Origin of the sequence: Methylomarinum sp. Ch1-1 (assembly GCF_030717995.2) — a bacterium.
In the GTDB taxonomy this organism is placed as follows: Bacteria; Pseudomonadota; Gammaproteobacteria; order Methylococcales; family Methylomonadaceae; genus Methylomarinum; species Methylomarinum roseum.
The window spans coordinates 3,040,951-3,057,156 of record NZ_CP157743.1 but is presented as its reverse complement, the minus strand read 5'-3'; the positions used below and the strand labels follow the sequence as shown (position 1 = coordinate 3,057,156).

General features: G+C 51.6%; 9 protein-coding genes. 5 read left to right on the top strand and 4 right to left on the bottom strand.

What is annotated here, in order from left to right:
• Positions 1–42 precede the first annotated feature (42 nt).
• From Q9L42_RS14030 to Q9L42_RS14010, 5 genes are all read left to right on the top strand, one after another.
• Positions 43–2,124, top strand: coding sequence for a cation:proton antiporter (locus Q9L42_RS14030; protein WP_305907775.1), 2,082 nt, complete (start codon positions 43–45; stop codon positions 2,122–2,124).
• A 428-nt stretch (positions 2,125–2,552) separates the two neighbouring features.
• Positions 2,553–4,583 (top strand): sodium-translocating pyrophosphatase, encoded by a 2,031-nt coding sequence (locus tag Q9L42_RS14025; protein ID WP_349431272.1) that lies wholly within the window; start codon positions 2,553–2,555, stop codon positions 4,581–4,583.
• A 104-nt stretch (positions 4,584–4,687) separates the two neighbouring features.
• A complete protein-coding gene (locus Q9L42_RS14020) occupies positions 4,688–4,858 on the top strand; it encodes a rubredoxin (protein WP_305907778.1) in 171 nt (56 codons plus the stop codon).
• A gap of 753 nt (positions 4,859–5,611) precedes the next feature.
• A complete protein-coding gene (locus Q9L42_RS14015) occupies positions 5,612–8,878 on the top strand; it encodes an efflux RND transporter permease subunit (RefSeq protein ID WP_349431271.1) in 3,267 nt (1,088 codons plus the stop codon).
• Positions 8,862–9,935 (top strand): efflux RND transporter periplasmic adaptor subunit, encoded by a 1,074-nt coding sequence (locus Q9L42_RS14010; RefSeq protein ID WP_305907781.1) that lies wholly within the window; start codon positions 8,862–8,864, stop codon positions 9,933–9,935. The genes Q9L42_RS14015 and Q9L42_RS14010 overlap by 17 nt, the downstream gene beginning before the upstream one ends.
• A gap of 170 nt (positions 9,936–10,105) precedes the next feature.
• Here Q9L42_RS14010 and Q9L42_RS14005 read toward each other — a convergent pair whose 3' ends face one another.
• From Q9L42_RS14005 to Q9L42_RS13990, 4 genes are all read right to left on the bottom strand, one after another.
• Entirely contained in the window at positions 10,106–11,815 is a 1,710-nt protein-coding gene (locus tag Q9L42_RS14005) for a proline--tRNA ligase (protein ID WP_305907782.1), read from the bottom strand.
• Positions 11,816–12,092: 277 nt separating this feature from the next.
• Positions 12,093–12,827, bottom strand: a complete 735-nt coding sequence (locus tag Q9L42_RS14000) for a DUF5020 family protein (protein ID WP_349431270.1) — start codon at positions 12,825–12,827, stop codon at positions 12,093–12,095.
• The gene (locus tag Q9L42_RS13995; protein ID WP_305907785.1) at positions 12,814–13,635 is read right to left on the bottom strand and encodes a c-type cytochrome; all 822 of its coding nucleotides are present in this window, start codon (positions 13,633–13,635) and stop codon (positions 12,814–12,816) included. The genes Q9L42_RS14000 and Q9L42_RS13995 overlap by 14 nt, the downstream gene beginning before the upstream one ends.
• A complete protein-coding gene (locus Q9L42_RS13990; RefSeq protein WP_349431269.1) occupies positions 13,628–16,195 on the bottom strand; it encodes an ATP-binding protein in 2,568 nt (855 codons plus the stop codon). Before Q9L42_RS13990 ends, Q9L42_RS13995 begins: the two co-directional genes overlap by 8 nt.
• Positions 16,196–16,206: the final 11 nt, after the last annotated feature.

Genomic DNA, 16,206 nt, shown 5'->3' with positions numbered 1-16,206 from the left:
TTCCCTTGTTTAAAGGTCTACAGGACCGCTGTTGGATGATTAATGAATCTTGAAGTTTTTCTATCTTTATTCACGTTAATGCTGATTTCTCTGGCCGTTTATGTTTTTGCGCAAAAACTGCGTATGCCATATACGGTATTGTTGGTCATCGTCGGTTCGCTGTTGGTGCCGATATCGCAGATTGAGGTGTTTTCGTTTATCAATAGTTTTCAATTGACGCCGGAATTGCTGTTTTTCGTGTTTTTGCCGATTCTGATTTTCGAGTCGGCCTATAACATCAAGATCAGCAGCATGCTCGATAATATTCGGGCAATCAGTTTATTGGCCATCGTCGGCTTGCTGATGTCTACCGTTTTCATCGGCATAGGCGGTCATTACCTGTTCAAAGTGCTGAGTTTCGATGTGCCGTTGATCGTCATGTTGTTGTTTGGCGCCATTATTTCGGCGACCGACCCGGTGGCGGTGCTGTCTTTGTTCAAGGAATACGGCGCTCCCCGTCGTTTGACGCTGATATTCGAAGGCGAAAGTTTATTCAACGATGGAACGGCGTTTGCAATTTTTCTGGTGTTCCTGGAGGTCATTGTTCATGGGTATGCGGGCGCCAGTTCCATCGTCAGCGGACTGCTAAGTTTCTTCATCATGGTGTTTGGCGGCATTATCTTCGGCATGTTGATGGGCTTTTTATTCGCCAAGCTAATCGAATGGGTGAAGGGGCATGAACATCTGGAAATCACGCTAACCCTGCTGGTCGCCCATTTCACCTTTATTCTGACCGAAGTGATCTCCGAGAATCTGGTGATCGCCGACCAACATATACATTTATCGTCGATTATCGCCACGATGGTTGCTTCGATGATCATCGGCAATTTCGGACGCTTCAAGATGTCTCTGGCCGTCGAAGGCTATATGGAGAGATTTTGGAGTTATTTCGGCTTCGTCACCAACTCGTTGGTGTTCATCTTGATGGGGCTGCTGTTCGTTAAGCAGTCGATAGATCTGCATGTTGCGCTGTTGCCGATCATCTTATCGATCATCGTCGTCATGATCGGTCGTGCGCTGGCGATTTATCCGGTGCTCGGTTTTTTAAATCTGACCAAAAAAGAAGAGCCTATTCCGTTGTCATGGATGCATCTGTTGTCCTGGGGCAGTCTGCGCGGCGCGCTGGCCGTGATCATGGTGTTGTTGATACCGGAGGATATAGCCTTGGATGGCTGGCATTATGATTTTTCGGTTAAGGATTTCGTGACTGCGATCACGATCGGTTGTATTTATTTTACTCTGCTGGTCAAGGCGACCAGCATCGGTAAGGTCATGCATCGTCTCGGTATCGACGCCTTGAGCAATTATGAGGAAGTCAGTTATTACAAAAGCAAATCGCTGATTTTTGACGAAGTGTTGAATACGTTGGATATGCTGCTTGCCGAGCAGAAATTGAACGAAGCCCAGTATCATAATCTTAGAAAATACTATCTTGACCAATATCACAAAGTCAGAAAGGAATATAAGGATAAAATCGGTGACGACAGTGTGATGACCGAAAATTTATTGCGCGTTTTCGTGCTGGGCATGGAAAAGGACGAGTTAAAAGAAATCTACCGTCGTGGTGAAATCAACGAAAAAGTCTACAAGAAAATCTTAAACCTTCTCGATATTCAGATGGAGCGGGTGGAAAAAGGTCGTTCGCAGTTGAATACACTGGACGAGAAGTTCCCGCTCGATGGCATCGAGCGCTTCATCAATGCGATCCGGAGGTTGTTGTTTCTTTCTTCCCCACAACTGCAACCGCAAGAGCTTTATATCTATTACCGGACCCAGTATAAGATGTTGGAAATGGTGGTGGCGCGTTTGGAAGGGCTCACCGATACCAGTCTCATCGAGGTGTTTGACGACCAAGAAGCGCTGACTAAGACGATTGAGCTGTATCGAGCGCTGGCCGCCAACACCAAAAATAACCTGGATCACATGCTGGAAGAAAACTATGAATTGCTGAACAATTTCAATGCGATTTCCGGCGAAAAAACCTTGGCCGCTAAGGAATTGGAGACCCTCAACAACCTGAGTAAAAACGAGATCATCACCAGCAAGCTGTATATCATGTTGCATAAGGAATTGCGGAAAAAATAAACGTATTGGCACAGGTTTGAAAGTTTTGGGACGGGGTTGTACCTCGTCCTGCTTAAAAATTATTGTAACTATTCAGTATAAAAATATTTTTACTATCAGTTGCTTGCTCCAGAAGACGCCGTTCACCCAGCACCTAAATAAACGAAGATGATTTATCGCAGCCATTAGCCTATGGAATTTAGGTGCTGGGGGCTTGACGGCCGCATCCTTGCTGCCGACACCCTCGCCAAACACACCCCATGCCCTTTTTGAACGCCAAACTGATGGGAATTGCTGGTACCAATGAGGCCAACTCACAATCCAGCGTTAAATGTAATATACTTTCAAAGAAGTCTGTTCTCTAAACACAAGACCTTCAATCGCCTGGACGGCGTCCAGGAAAGCACAACAACAATAACGCGCACATTAGAATGCAGCGGGAGATTTTGATGGATATAGAAATTTTCAAGTTAATCGCCCCTTATGCGGGTATCGCTGGGCTCATCATCGCTTTCATTATTTATCGGGTCGTGCTTGCTCATGATACCGGTAGCGATAAGATGCGCGCGATAGCCGACCTGATTCATGACGGCGCGATGGTTTTTCTGAAGTCCGAATATAAGATTCTGTTGCTGTTCGTATTGCTGGTTGCAGGCTTGATCTATTTTAAAATCGGTCATGGTTCGGCTTATGCATTTTTGGCCGGCGCAGGCTGTTCGATGTCGGCCGGTTTTTTCGGCATGAAGGCGGCCACCCGGGCCAATGTCAGAACCTCCGCGGCGGCCAACCAGAAAGGGATGGGGGCGGCTTTGTCGGTGGCCTTCGGCGGCGGTTCGGTGATGGGCTTGGCGGTTGCCTCATTGGGGTTGGCCGGAGTGTCGACGGTGTTCGCTCTGATCGATCCCAGCGATGTCGCTAATTACAAAATTTTAAGCGGTTTCGCGATGGGCGCGTCCTCGATCGCGCTGTTTGCCAGAATTGGCGGCGGGATTTATACCAAGGCGGCGGATGTCGGCGCCGACCTGGTCGGCAAGGTGGAAGCCGGCATTCCCGAGGATGATCCTCGCAATCCGGCTACTATTGCCGATAATGTCGGCGATAATGTCGGCGATACCGCCGGCATGGGAGCCGATATTTTCGAGTCTTATGTCGGCTCGGTTGTTGCCTCGATCGCTATTGCCGCCACGTCGACCAACTTTGTCGATATGACCCTGATGCAGCCGAAGGCCCTGTTGTTGCCGATCGCCTTGATCGTGCTGGGATTGCTGGCCTCGGTCATTGGCGTACTGGCGATGAATCTGTTGAAAAATATCCATCCGGCCCATGCGCTGGAGGCGGTCACCTGGATTGCCGCCTTAGTGTTCCTGAGTCTTGCTTATCTGCTGATCCATCATCTCGGCATACAGTTTAAACTCGGCGATCGTATAACGGCCTTGGATGGTCCCTTTTATGCCGTATTGGGCGGAACGGTCGTCGGTATTTTCATCGGTCGTGTGACCGATTATTATACCGCGAAAAAACCGATCGAGAAGATTGCCGAGGCGTCGAATTTCGGACCGGCAACCAATATCATTGCCGGACTCGGCATCGGTATGCGCTCGACCGTGTTGCCGGTATTGGGCATCTGCGTCGCGATTTTTCTGGCTTTTCATTCGGCTGGCCTGTATGGCATAGGCATTGCCGCAGTGGGAATGTTGGCTACGACCGGGGTGACGATGTCGGTCGACGCCTACGGTCCGATCGCCGATAATGCCGGCGGCATCAGCGAAATGTCGGAACTGGGGGCGGAAACCCGCAAGATCACCGATTCGCTGGATGCGATCGGCAATACCACAGCCGCCGTCGGCAAAGGCTTCGCCATCGGCTCCGCGGCATTGACCGCATTGGCTTTGTTTTCCGCCTATGCAACGGCGGCGCAGTTAGACAAGATCGACCTGCTGAATCCGCTGGTCGTGATCGGTCTGTTCGTTGGCGGTTCCGTGCCGTTTCTGGTCGGCGCGATGACGATGGATTCGGTCGGAAAGGCAGCTCAAGACATGGTCGAGGAGGTGCGCAGACAGTTTCGGGAAATTCCGGGACTGATGGAAGGCGACACGCCGCCTGATTCCAGTCGCTGTATCGAAATATCCACGAAGGCATCGCTGAGAGAAATGATCCTGCCGGGCATCACCACCGTTTCGGCGCCGGTAATTGTCGGATTCTTCTTGGGTAAACAAGCACTGGGCGGCTTGCTGGCAGGCTCCTTGCTCGCCGGGGTATTGTTGGCGCTGTTTATGGCCAATGCCGGCGGCGCTTGGGATAACGCCAAGAAGTTGATCGAGGGCGGCGCGCATGGCGGCAAGGGTGGCGATGCCCATAAGGCGGCGGTGTGCGGAGATACCGTCGGCGACCCGTTCAAGGACACTTCCGGGCCGGCATTGAATATCGTCGTCAAGTTGATGGCGATCGTATCTTTGGTGATTGCGCCGCTGTTGGTGTAAATGAGGCTTGCGGATGTCCTGTTATTCAGGTAAAAAGTTCATGGTTTTTTGGACCTTTCCCTATACGCTATAATCCCATTGCTTTAAATAATAGGAATTAAGTAATGGCCGAATTTAGACAATACAAATGTAAAACTTGTGGACATATTTACGATGAAGCTAAAGGCGATCCTGACAGCGGCATCGCTCCAGGCACTCGCTGGGAAGACTTGCCTGATGACTGGGAGTGTCCGCAATGCGGCGCAGTTAAAGTCATGTTCACGTTGATGAAATAGGAATATGCACCGTTTGTCATCGACAGACGGCTAATTTTCGGCCAGGGATGGTTGATCCTTTTCTTTTTTGCTATTCAAAATGTAACTATTCAGTATCTTTCGGGTTTTAGGCAGTAGGTCACTGATTTCTCGGGACGCGTGAATACATCCATGTAAGCTCTGACTGCAACGTCCTGTTGCAGACAGCCCGATAAATCAATGACCTACTCCCTCTTAGTAAAACTACGCTGAATAATTACTTCAAAATGAAAATAGCCGCTCATCGAGTCGAGCATTGACAAGCTCAATACGTCCCCCTTACTATGGCTTAGCATATAAGAATAATTGTAACTATTCAGTATAAGAATTTTTACTATCAGTTACTTGCTCCAGAAGACGCCGTTCACCCAGCACCTAAATTCCATAGGCTAATGGCTGCGATAAATCATCTTCGTTTATTTAGGTGCTGGGTGAATATATCCCTATAGGCTTGGATGCGACATCCCTGTCGCATACACTTCTTCCGCAAGCAATTGAGAGTAAAAGAAATATTTTCTCAGTATCAAGCTGAATAGTTAAGGATAACTTTACTTCGCTTTAGCAGATGTAGGAAGTATCGGGATCGATTCCAGAAGACGGCTTGAAGACATCCTTGTAGGCCCGGATGCTTTTCATGTTACATGGCGTTCTTCCGGCAATAGCTCATGTTCGCCGTATCGATAAGTTAGTCATTCCTATATACTCTGAATCGTGGCTAATCAAAATTGGATGACTGTGAACAGCTCTTCTCGTCCCTCGCCTCATCACTTGCTCGATCGTGTCGTGGCCTACGCCTTGCGCGGCGGCCTGCCGGTATTTTTTTTCGTTTTATCGATTTCTCTGGGCGTTATCGCGTTGTGGCTGACCCCGCGTGAGGAGGAGCCGCAGATTGTCGTGCCGATGGCGAATGTGCTGGTTTCGGCGCCGGGTTTGTCGGCGCGACAGGTGGAAAAGCAGGTTACTACCCGACTGGAAAAGTTGCTATCGCAGATCACCGGCATCGAACATGTTTATTCCCGTTCCGAGACCGGACAGGCCATCGTTACATTACGCTTCTATGTCGGCGAGGACCGCGAGGATGCTCTGCTGAACACGTACAGCAAGCTGTATTCGAACCAGGATCAGGTGCCGGCGGTCGTGCGCAATTGGATCGTCAAGCCGATCGAAGTTGACGATGTGCCGATCGTGATGATCGGTTTATGGAGCGAGCGGCCCGACTTGTATGGTGATTATGAACTGCGCCGTTTTGCCGATGAAATCTCCAACGATTTGCAGCAAATAGAAGACACCAATCAGATTACCGTCCACGGAGGACGTCCTCGGCGTATCAATATCAACCTGAATGTGCAAAGTTTGGCGGCCAGACACAGTTCGCCGATAGACGTGTTGCATGCGATACAATCAGCCAATCTGTTATTCCAGGCCGGTCTGGTGTCGGTGGATCAGCAATCGATTGAATTGGAAGCCGGCGATTTCATCGACAGCGTCGAACAACTGCGTGGCTTGGTCATCAATCGGGTCGACGGCGTGCCTGTGTATTTGCGGGACGTGGCCGAGATAGTCGATGGACCCGGCGAAGTTGAGGATTACAGCTGGATACGCTTTGCCCACAACCATCCGTCGGCCAGTCAGTATAAGCAGGATTACCCGTTGGCGACGCTGGCGATTGCGAAAAAGCGCGGCGCCAATGCCGTGGCGGTCGCCAACGATATTCATGCGCGTCTGGCCGAATTGCAACGCAAGCTGCTGCCGCCGGAAGTTAAACTGGAAGTATTGCGCGATTATGGCAAAACAGCCAATGACAAGGTCAATAACCTGACCAGCAGTCTAGGCTTCGCGATCGCGACGGTGGTCGTTTTCATCGGCGTTTTTTTGGGTTGGCGGCCGGCGCTGGTGGTCGGCTTGGCGATTCCGATCTGTTACGGCGCGACGCTGGCGCTGGATATGGCTTTCGGTTACACGATCAATCGAGTGACGCTGTTTGCGCTGATTTTGGCCTTGGGTCTGCTGGTCGATGATCCAATCACCGGCATCGATAACATAGAACGCTTCATGCGTCAGGGGCAGGGCAGTCAGAGCGAACGTATTATCGCGGCGATGGCCGAGATTAGACCGGCTTTGTTGATGTCGACGCTGACCATTATCCTGGCGTTTATTCCGCTGGCCTTTATTACCGGCATGATGGGGCCTTATATGGCGCCGATGGCGTTCAACGTCCCTATCGCGGTTATATTGTCGACCGTCGTCGCCTTCATCGTCACGCCATGGTTGGCCAGCAAGGCGCTGAAACCGGTCGAAGACAGCCAGGTATCGGGTGCGATGATGAATTTTTATGCGCGTCTGCTTAACCCTTGCATCGCAAATCGAAAATCCGCCTGGTTATTGATCGCCGTGATGCTGGTATTATTTATCGCCACGGCCTTACTGCCGGTGTTGAGAATGGTGCCGCTGAAATTGCTGCCCTATGACAACAAGGCCGAAATGCAGATCATCGTCGATATGCCGGAACACAGTGATCTGGAACATACTGCGGCGATCACCCGGCGAGCGATGACCTTGGCGAGCCAGCTGCCGGAGGTTTATGCCTTGGCGGCTTATGTCGGCAAGCCTTCGCCGATCGATTTCAATGGTCTGGTGCGTCAGTATGACTATCGCCTCGCCCCGAACCTGGCCGACATCCGTTTGACGTTGGCGCCTAAGCTCGAACGTGAACATCAGTCGCATGCGGTGTTGTTGCGACTGCGTAAATTATTGCAGCCGCTCAACCGGGACGGCATTTCGATCAAGGTGGTTGAAGTGCCTCCCGGACCGCCGGTCATGAGCACGCTGGTCGCCGAAATTTATGGCGAAACCTTCACCGACTATCAGCAACAGCAGCAGGCCGCACAACGGGTCATGCAACGTTTGGCCCAGGAACCCTTCGTCGTCGATATCGACTCCAGCATCGCGGCGGAACAACGGCGCTGGCGCTTTCGGACCGATAAGGAAAAAGCGGCTATGTCGGGGATATCGACCCAGGCTATCGCGACGACTTTGCAGATCGCCAATCAGGGGCAGGTGGCCGGTTATCTGAACCTTGAGCGCGAGCTGCAACCGGTGGCGATGCAGTTACAGTTACCCAAACAGGAGCGCAGTGAAAAGCATGACTTATCGGTGCTGGTGATAAAGGGAAGGGACGGTCAATTGGTTCCCTTACAGGAGTTGGGCGAGTTTGCCGAATTAACCGCCGATCAGCCCATTCTGCATAAGGATCTGAAAACGGTCGTTTATGTCATGGCCGAACTGGAAGGGCGCACCCCGGCGGAAGTGATCGCCGATGTCAATGCCGACCTGTCTCAGCGCGATGATACCGCGCCGGCCTGGGATAGTCGCACCTTTCTGGATTCCGGCGGCGGTATTCCCTGGCGCTTGCCGGATGGTGTGTCGTTGTCGTGGTCCGGTGAAGGAGAATGGAAAATTACCGTGCGCGTGTTCAGGGACATGGGCTTGGCTTTTGCGTTCGCCTTGGTCGGCATCTTCTTCGTGCTGCGTGTGCAAACCGAGTCGACGACATTGTCGCTGATCATCATGTCATCGATTCCATTGACCATCATCGGCATCATGCCCGGCTTTTGGCTGTTAAATCAGTTCGGTGAGCGCTTCATCGATGGCAGTCCCGATCCGGTACTGTTTACCGCTACCGCGATGATCGGCATGATTGCGTTGGCCGGCATCGTCGTGCGTAATTCGCTGATTCTGGTCGAATTCATCATGCAGGCCAAGTCCGAAGGCATGGTGCTGAAAGAAGCCCTGCGTCAGGCCGGCGCGGTGCGGATGCGGCCGGTGTTGCTGACCGCCGGCACGACGCTGTTGGGCAACATCGTCATCGTCTTAGACCCGGTGTTCAGTGGCCTGGCTATCGCCATCATTTTCGGCATTTTGGCTTCGACGGTGTTTACGTTGTTGGTGGTCCCTACAGTCTATTATTTGATTTATGCGGATAGTTATGAACAGTCAACTTAAAAAGGGTTTGATGGCGCTGGCGGCGGCCGCTTTATTGATCTTGATGATTTTATGGATGGCCGGCGCATTCAACGACAAAATCGTCCCGGACACCTTGCCGGCTGGCCTCGCCTATCAAGGGCCGGTGCTGAAATTGAAAAAGCAGCCTGTCCCCATTTATGAGGAGATTGCCGCGACCTTGCAATCCGAACAATCTTCCGCGATATCCGCGCAAATCATGGCGCGGGTCACCAAGGTTCATGTTCATGCCGGCGACAGCGTCAATGACGGCGATTTACTGATCGAGCTGGATAATGTCGATTTGAAGTCTCGCGTCGCGCAGGCGCGGGATCAGCGCAATGCGCTATACGCCCAGTTACAGCGGGCAAAACAACATTATGAGCGCACTCGCCATTTATTCGCCAAGCAAAGCGCGACTCAAGCGACTCTGGAGGTGGCGACGGCGGAATATCACAGTGTGCGAGCACAATATTCCGCCGCCAAACAGCGTATGGCCGAGGTGGAAAATGCGCTGAGCTACAGCCGAATCAAGGCGACTTTTTCCGGACGGGTGATCGATCATTTCGTCGAAAACGGCGATATGGCGACGCCGGGCATGCGTCTGCTGTCGGTATACGACCCGCACACGCTGCGTGTCGCCGCCTATGTCAGGGAATCGCTAGCGCTGACTCTGCAGACCGGGCTAAGGCTACAGGCGGTCATCGACGCGTTGCAAAAGGAGATGACGGTGGTCATCGATGAAATCGTGCCGGCGGCAGAACCCGGCGCGCGCAGTTTTCTGGTCAAGGCGCAAATCGAACATGACGTTAAACTATTGCCCGGTATGTTCGCCCGCATTCGCATTCCGCTGGGGATGGAAGATAGATTGTTGATTCCAGCCCGTTACAGCAAACAGGTTGGACAACTGGATGTGGTCTGGGTGGTCAAGCAAGGCGTCGTGGAGCGCCGCTTCGTACGGTTGGGCAGGCAAAGCAATGGCCTGGTTAGGGTGATCAGCGGCCTGAGGGAAGGAGAGCAGTTACTGGCGCCGGAGGATTTGCCTGACTCTGCAGTTTGACGGGTAGGTCATTCCAATAGAAATTTGTTTCATCCTGGAGGACAGGAAGATGCAGTCATCAAGTTGGGACGTGTGTATCTCATGTCTGTTCAATATCGTAGTTTGGAAGCGTCGTAGCGCCATACGGGAATCTTGCTGTATGCCACTACGATGCCGCTTTTGCTCGAGAGTTACGAGAGTTTGTTGTTAAGAAACTCGACGACGTCGGTTAATGGGATGTCCTGATTTTCGCTGGCTGTGCGAGCCCGGTATTCGGCGGTGCCGTTATCGAGGCCGCGGTCGCCGATGACGATGCGATGGGGGATGCCGATCAACTCCATGTCCGAGAACATGAAGCCGGCGCGTACCTTGCGGTCGTCAAACAGCACATCGATGCCGGCATCGAGCAGCTCCTGATAGAGCTTTTCCGCGGTATCCCTGAGACGGTCGGATTTATGCATGTTCATCGGACACAGCGCCACTTGGAAAGGCGCCAGTTCATTCGGCCAGATGATGCCCTTGTCGTCATGACCCTGTTCGATGGCGGCGGCGACGACGCGGGAAATACCGATGCCGTAACAGCCCATGATCATGATCTGGTTTTTGCCGCCCTCGTTGATCACAGACGCATTCATCGATTCACTGTATTTATTGCCCAATTGGAAGATATGGCCGACTTCGATGCCGCGGGCGATCGTCAGCGTGCCTTTGCCGTCCGGACTGGGATCGCCTTCGACGACGATGCGTAGATCCTCGACGCGTTCCGGCAGCGCCAAGTCGCGTTCCCAGTTGACGCCTTTATAATGCTGACCGTCTTCGTTGGCGCCGCAAACAAAGTCGCTCATCAAGGTGACGCTGCGGTCGGCGATGATTGGAAAATCCAATCCGAACGGACCGATGGAGCCGGGTTTGCATCCGCAGGCGGCGATGATTTCCTCGTCGCTGGCGAATTGCAGCGGCGAGACAATGCCGTCGATTTTTTCCGCCTTCAGTTCGTTCAGCTCATGGTCGCCTCTGACCAGCAGGGCGACGAGGCCATCGTCTTCGTCTTTGACGATCAAGGTTTTCAGACATTGTTCGGCGGTGATCGCAAAGAAGCGGCTGACTTCTTCGATGCTATGTTGTTCCGGCGTGGCGACCTTTTCCAGGGATTGGGCGGGTTCGGCGCGATCGCCGATAGGCATGATCGCCTCGGCTTTTTCGATATTGGCGGCGTAGTCGCTGTCGCTGGAAAAGGCGATCGCGTCTTCGCCGGAATCGGCCAGCACATGGAATTCATGGGAGACCGCGCCGCCGATCGAGCCGGAATCGGCGATCACGGCTCGGAATTCCAGACCGAAGCGGTTGAAAATATTGCTATAGGCCTGATACATGACGTCATAGGTTTGCTGCAGCGATTCTTGATCCAGGTGGAATGAATAGGCATCCTTCATGACGAATTCGCGCGAACGCATGACGCCGAAGCGAGGGCGGATCTCGTCGCGAAACTTGGTCTGGATTTGGTAATAGGTGATCGGCAACTGTTTATAGCTTTTCAGTTCATTGCGCGCCAGATCGGTGATGATTTCCTCGTGAGTCGGTCCCAGGCAGAAGTCGCGGTCATGGCGATCCTGCAGACGGGCCAGTTCCGGACCGTATTGTTCCCAGCGGCCGGTTTCCTGCCATAATTCAGCCGGCTGCAACGCCGGCATCAGCACTTCCAGAGCGCCCGCTTTTTCCATTTCTTCGCGGGTGATTTTTTCGACTTTGCGTAAAACCCGTAGGCCCAACGGCAGCCAGGTATAGAGTCCGGCGGCCAGTTTGCGGATCAGGCCGGCGCGAATCATCAGTTTGTGGCTGGCAATTTCGGCATCGGATGGAATTTCTTTGACGGTGCTGAGAGGAAATTGTGTAGTACGCATTATGTTTTGTGAAATATAAGTCAAAAACCGGGTATTTTACCTTTTTAACGGAAAAAACGGGTAATTCTTTAAACCGTCCCAGCAATTCCCAGTTTAAGTTGTTAGTAGGTGTATTGTGACACCGTTAGAGGGTGGAGAGGAGTCCATATCATCAGTTTGAGTATTTTTGAACGCCAAAGCGGGAATTGCTGAAACCGTCCCTGTTCAAATTCATGTCCGAAACGCCGTACTAATGCCTAAACTGAGCATAGTAGCCGTGGCCGCATAAACTAACGGGTTAGAAGAAGGCAATCATCATGCCTTGCACCGTCGATTCCTCGACGTTGTCCAGGCCGAATTTGTTGTACCAATACATATATTCGGCGCCAATGTAAAACTTGTCGCTTTTCCAGCCGACCAGGTCGCCGACATCGATCAACATTTGCGGTTGCGCCAGGATATGGACGTTGCCGGAGTTGTTGGTATTGCCGGTTCTGAAATCGGCAAACCCGCGGAACTTGGCTTTGATGCCGGCAATGCTGAAAGGCAGGCTCCAGACCGGCGTGAATTGCAGACCATATTTGCCCGAAACGCTGTCATCCTTGTAGACGGCGGCGTCCAATTGCAGGTAATCGAACCACTGATTGTTCAGGTCGAAGCTGACGCCGGCCAGATAGGCCTTGAAGTTGTCCTGCTCCGGTTTGTTACTGATATTGACGCCCGCCAGCAGCGAAATATCGTTGACCGGTCCGAAACCGATGTTATTGCCGCTAACCTTGCTCAGGCTGATATAGGAATACACTTCGGCATAAACTTCGACGCCGATATCATTGCGGCTGACCATATCGACGAAAAAAAAGTTGCTGCCGTATTGCCAGCCGTGAGCGTGCTCGACCGTGACTGTCGTTCGGTCGCGATCACCCAGCTCGAAATCGCCGCCATAGAGTAATTGTATGTTGCTGCTGCTCCAGTCGAAGGCATGGGCAGAAGAGGTCAATATCGATAGCACCAGGGCCGTGTTAATCAGTTTCATTGACCGCTTGCTTGTGTGATTTCATCGCTTTTAGATAGGCCAGGATACTGTTCACCTGGGCATCGTTCAAAAGTTCGGCAAAAACGGGCATTTTACTGTTCGGGCGATAGGCCGGGTTGTTCAATATCAAGCCGGTTAATTGTTTGTCGGCATAGCGTTCGCTAACGTTTTGAGGCGCATTTAATTCGGGGCCGACGCTGCCGCCGCTGCCATTGACGGCATGGCAGCGTATGCAGTAGCGGCTGAATTCGGCAAACCCCCGGCTGATTTTGTCGTTTGTAGAAACCGGTGCCGCCTTGCCGAAATAAATTCTGGCCGGTTGCAAAGTGATGCGGCTTAATTGAAAAGGCCAAGGGTAACGCCATTTATCGATATCGGCTTTGCTCCAAACCAAATAATAAGGCGCCGGAGTGATCTTTTCCTTGCCAAATTTAAAAGCGATCCAATCATTTTCGTTGGCGTCAAGATCACGGAAGGCCAGGTAGCCTTGCTCCTCCAAGGCGTCGGGATAAGCCATCGAAACCTTATAACCGTCGATAGCGGTAAACACTAGCACCGCTTGTTGCAGATCGCCGGCATAATCGGCGCTTAGTTCATCGATGATGCCTTTCAGCGGATAAGCCCGGTAGTGTTTAGCGGTTTGGTAAACCGGGTCCTTGGGCACCTCGACCGTTGTGCTTGTCAATGAAGACGGCGTTAAATCGCGTTGTAATTGAATTTCTGGCCAAGGCGCGGCCGACAGCTCGCCGCAAAACAGGATCATTGCCAGGTTCATTATCAGGGTCGGGAACAAATTATCTTTATTCATGGTTGCTTACTATGTTGCAAATGAGTTTCTTTAAAGTTTGGGCGTCGACCGGTTTGGTCAAATAATGATCGAAGCCGGCATTCAGGGCATTGTTGATGATGTCTTTTTCTGCATAGGCGCTGATCGCGACAGTGGTCAGCGGAAAGCCTTGCTCTTTGATCTTGCCTAGCAATTGCAAGCCGGATAATTTCGGCATATTCAAATCAATCAGCGCCAGATGGTAATGATGTTTTTGTAACATATGCCAGGCTTCTTCGCCATCGGTGGCGACATCGTAACGACAGTTGAATTCATTGAGCATGTGGGAAAAAAGCAGGATATTGATTTCATTATCATCGGCAACCAAAATGTTGATATCTTTAGCGAGGCCTAAGGCCGAGGCGTGGTCGGCTGTCGAGGGCTGCTGCTGTTCGATTTCATTCTGTATCGGCATCGAGACCGTGAAACGACTGCCCCGGTTAAGCTGGCTGGTCAGGGAGATGGTGCCGCCCATCAATCGAATCAGTTCTTGGGTAATGGCCAGCCCAAGTCCGACTCCTTCCTTGGAAAACTCCTGTTCATCGATTTGTACAAACGGTGAAAAAACCAGTTTCTGGTTTTCCTCGGAAATGCCGCATCCGCTATCCTCGATGGTGAAAATCAGTTTGTTTGCATCGCTTGCGACAGACAAACTGACATAGCCTTGATCGGTGAATTTGATCGCGTTATTGAGCAGGTTCACCAAGATTTGTCGCAAACGATTTTCATCGCTGTTAATCGTGGTTAGATCATGATGCTTGTTGAACATGAAATATAAGTTTTTGTTTTCCGCCTTCAGCTTGAAAATGGAAACGATGTCATCGAGAAAGGCGTTTAACTCGAATGGCCGGTTTTGGATCGTAATTTTATTGGTTTCTATCCTGGAAATGTCGAGCAGATCATTGATTAGACTTAATAAATGATTGCCGCAATGGTCGATGATATTAATCTGTTTAAGGTCATCGTCCGATAACTGAGCTTTTTTTTGCAACAGTTGGGTGAAGCCGAGTATGCCGTTCAACGGCGTACGCAATTCATGGCTGATATTGGAAATAAAGCGTGATTTTGCCTGATTGGCGGCTTCGGCATGGTTTTTTGCCGCGAGTAATTCGGCGGTGCGTTCGGTGACGATCGCCTCCGTTTCGAAATAGCGCCCGGTCAGCAGCAACAGGCCGGTGCCCAGCAGACTGGTAAACAATAAGCCGCTGATGATGACCCACCACATCGCCCAGTACGTATGATTGTCGATATGGATCTGCAGACCGTAGAACAGCAGCCATTCTTGGTTGGCGATATTCAAACGATGTTGGAGAGTGTCGTTCAGCAGCGATGCCTGACCGAGATTGTTAAAAAGCTCGAGGCCGCTGGCGGAATCGACGATTGCCAGGCTGAGGCGTGGGAGTGGCGTGTTTTCCAGAATTGCCGATATCAGCTCATGGACCGATATGGATATCGAAATCACCCCGGCCGTTTTGATTTGCCGCGTGCCGGTTTTTTGATAGACAGGGATGAACAAGTCTAGGAGGTTTTCAGACTGCCTCAGAAAGGTGGCTGAGCCGGTTGATAAAAAGTAAGGGTTATCGAACAGCGACTGTATCGGCGTCGGAATCGTATCGAGATTGGCTGGAAAACCGGCCTTTTTTAGCTGGTATTTCACTGTCAGCTTGTTTTCGGCATCGGGCTTTATCCAGCGTATCGATTTCAGTTCCGGAAATCGCGCCAGTGACGAATGAGTAAAGGTGTCGAATTCCTGTTTCGTTATTTCGTTCGAGCTGATGAAAAAACGATGAATAGCTTCCAGGTTTCTCAACTGACTTTGCACTCGTGTACTGAAGGCATTGGTGAGGAGGTTCGATTGGTCGGCAAATTGTTCCCGTTGGCGGGCATATTCGAGTTTTTGCACATAGAAAAAGAATAGGATGACCAATACGAAAGTGGCGATTAACGGCAATGTCAATATTACTCGCCGCCGCTTCCACACCGGGCTGTCCTGAGAAAACAGAGTTAGGATCAAGGGGGTGAAGATTAGTGCGCCGATCGTGTCGCCTACCCACCAACTGAACCAGTTGGCCGCTATTTCCGTCCAGCTGAGGATGCCGGTGAAAAACATTGTGCTGATGCCGATCGTCGCCGGTATCAGGCAACTGAGCGGGCCGCCGATCAGCACGAACTGGAGTATGTCTTTGTTCTTTATCAAATCATTGGGTATGCCGATATAGTGGCGTATCAACAGATAGGCGACATAGGCGCACAGCGTGGCGCCCGCGCCGGTGGCCAGGTAGATTATGACCGATTGCGGATTGAAGCCGAAGGCCCAGGCGCTGATGCAGAAATTGCCGATGAAAATGCCGGGCCAAATGCGTGGACCGCAAAGCAAGATGGCGGCCAGGGCGATGCCTGCCGGCGGCCAGACCGCTCCCGCCTGGCTGGGAGGCACAGCGAGTTGTAAACCCAACAAGCCGAGGCCAAAATAACTGATGGCGACAAATACGATCAGAAACAGTGTGGTCGAAAATTTTTGCAATTCGGATTTAACGGGCATGCTTGTTTTTT

Coding starts and splice junctions, on each gene's coding strand:
- Q9L42_RS14030 (WP_305907775.1), top strand. CDS start 43: ATGAATCTTGAAGTTTTTCTATCTTTATTCACGTTAATGCTGATTTCT.
- Q9L42_RS14025 (WP_349431272.1), top strand. CDS start 2,553: ATGGATATAGAAATTTTCAAGTTAATCGCCCCTTATGCGGGTATCGCT.
- Q9L42_RS14020 (WP_305907778.1), top strand. CDS start 4,688: ATGGCCGAATTTAGACAATACAAATGTAAAACTTGTGGACATATTTAC.
- Q9L42_RS14010 (WP_305907781.1), top strand. CDS start 8,862: ATGAACAGTCAACTTAAAAAGGGTTTGATGGCGCTGGCGGCGGCCGCT.
- Q9L42_RS14005 (WP_305907782.1), bottom strand. CDS start 11,815: ATGCGTACTACACAATTTCCTCTCAGCACCGTCAAAGAAATTCCATCC.
- Q9L42_RS14000 (WP_349431270.1), bottom strand. CDS start 12,827: ATGAAACTGATTAACACGGCCCTGGTGCTATCGATATTGACCTCTTCT.
- Q9L42_RS13995 (WP_305907785.1), bottom strand. CDS start 13,635: ATGAATAAAGATAATTTGTTCCCGACCCTGATAATGAACCTGGCAATG.
- Q9L42_RS13990 (WP_349431269.1), bottom strand. CDS start 16,195: ATGCCCGTTAAATCCGAATTGCAAAAATTTTCGACCACACTGTTTCTG.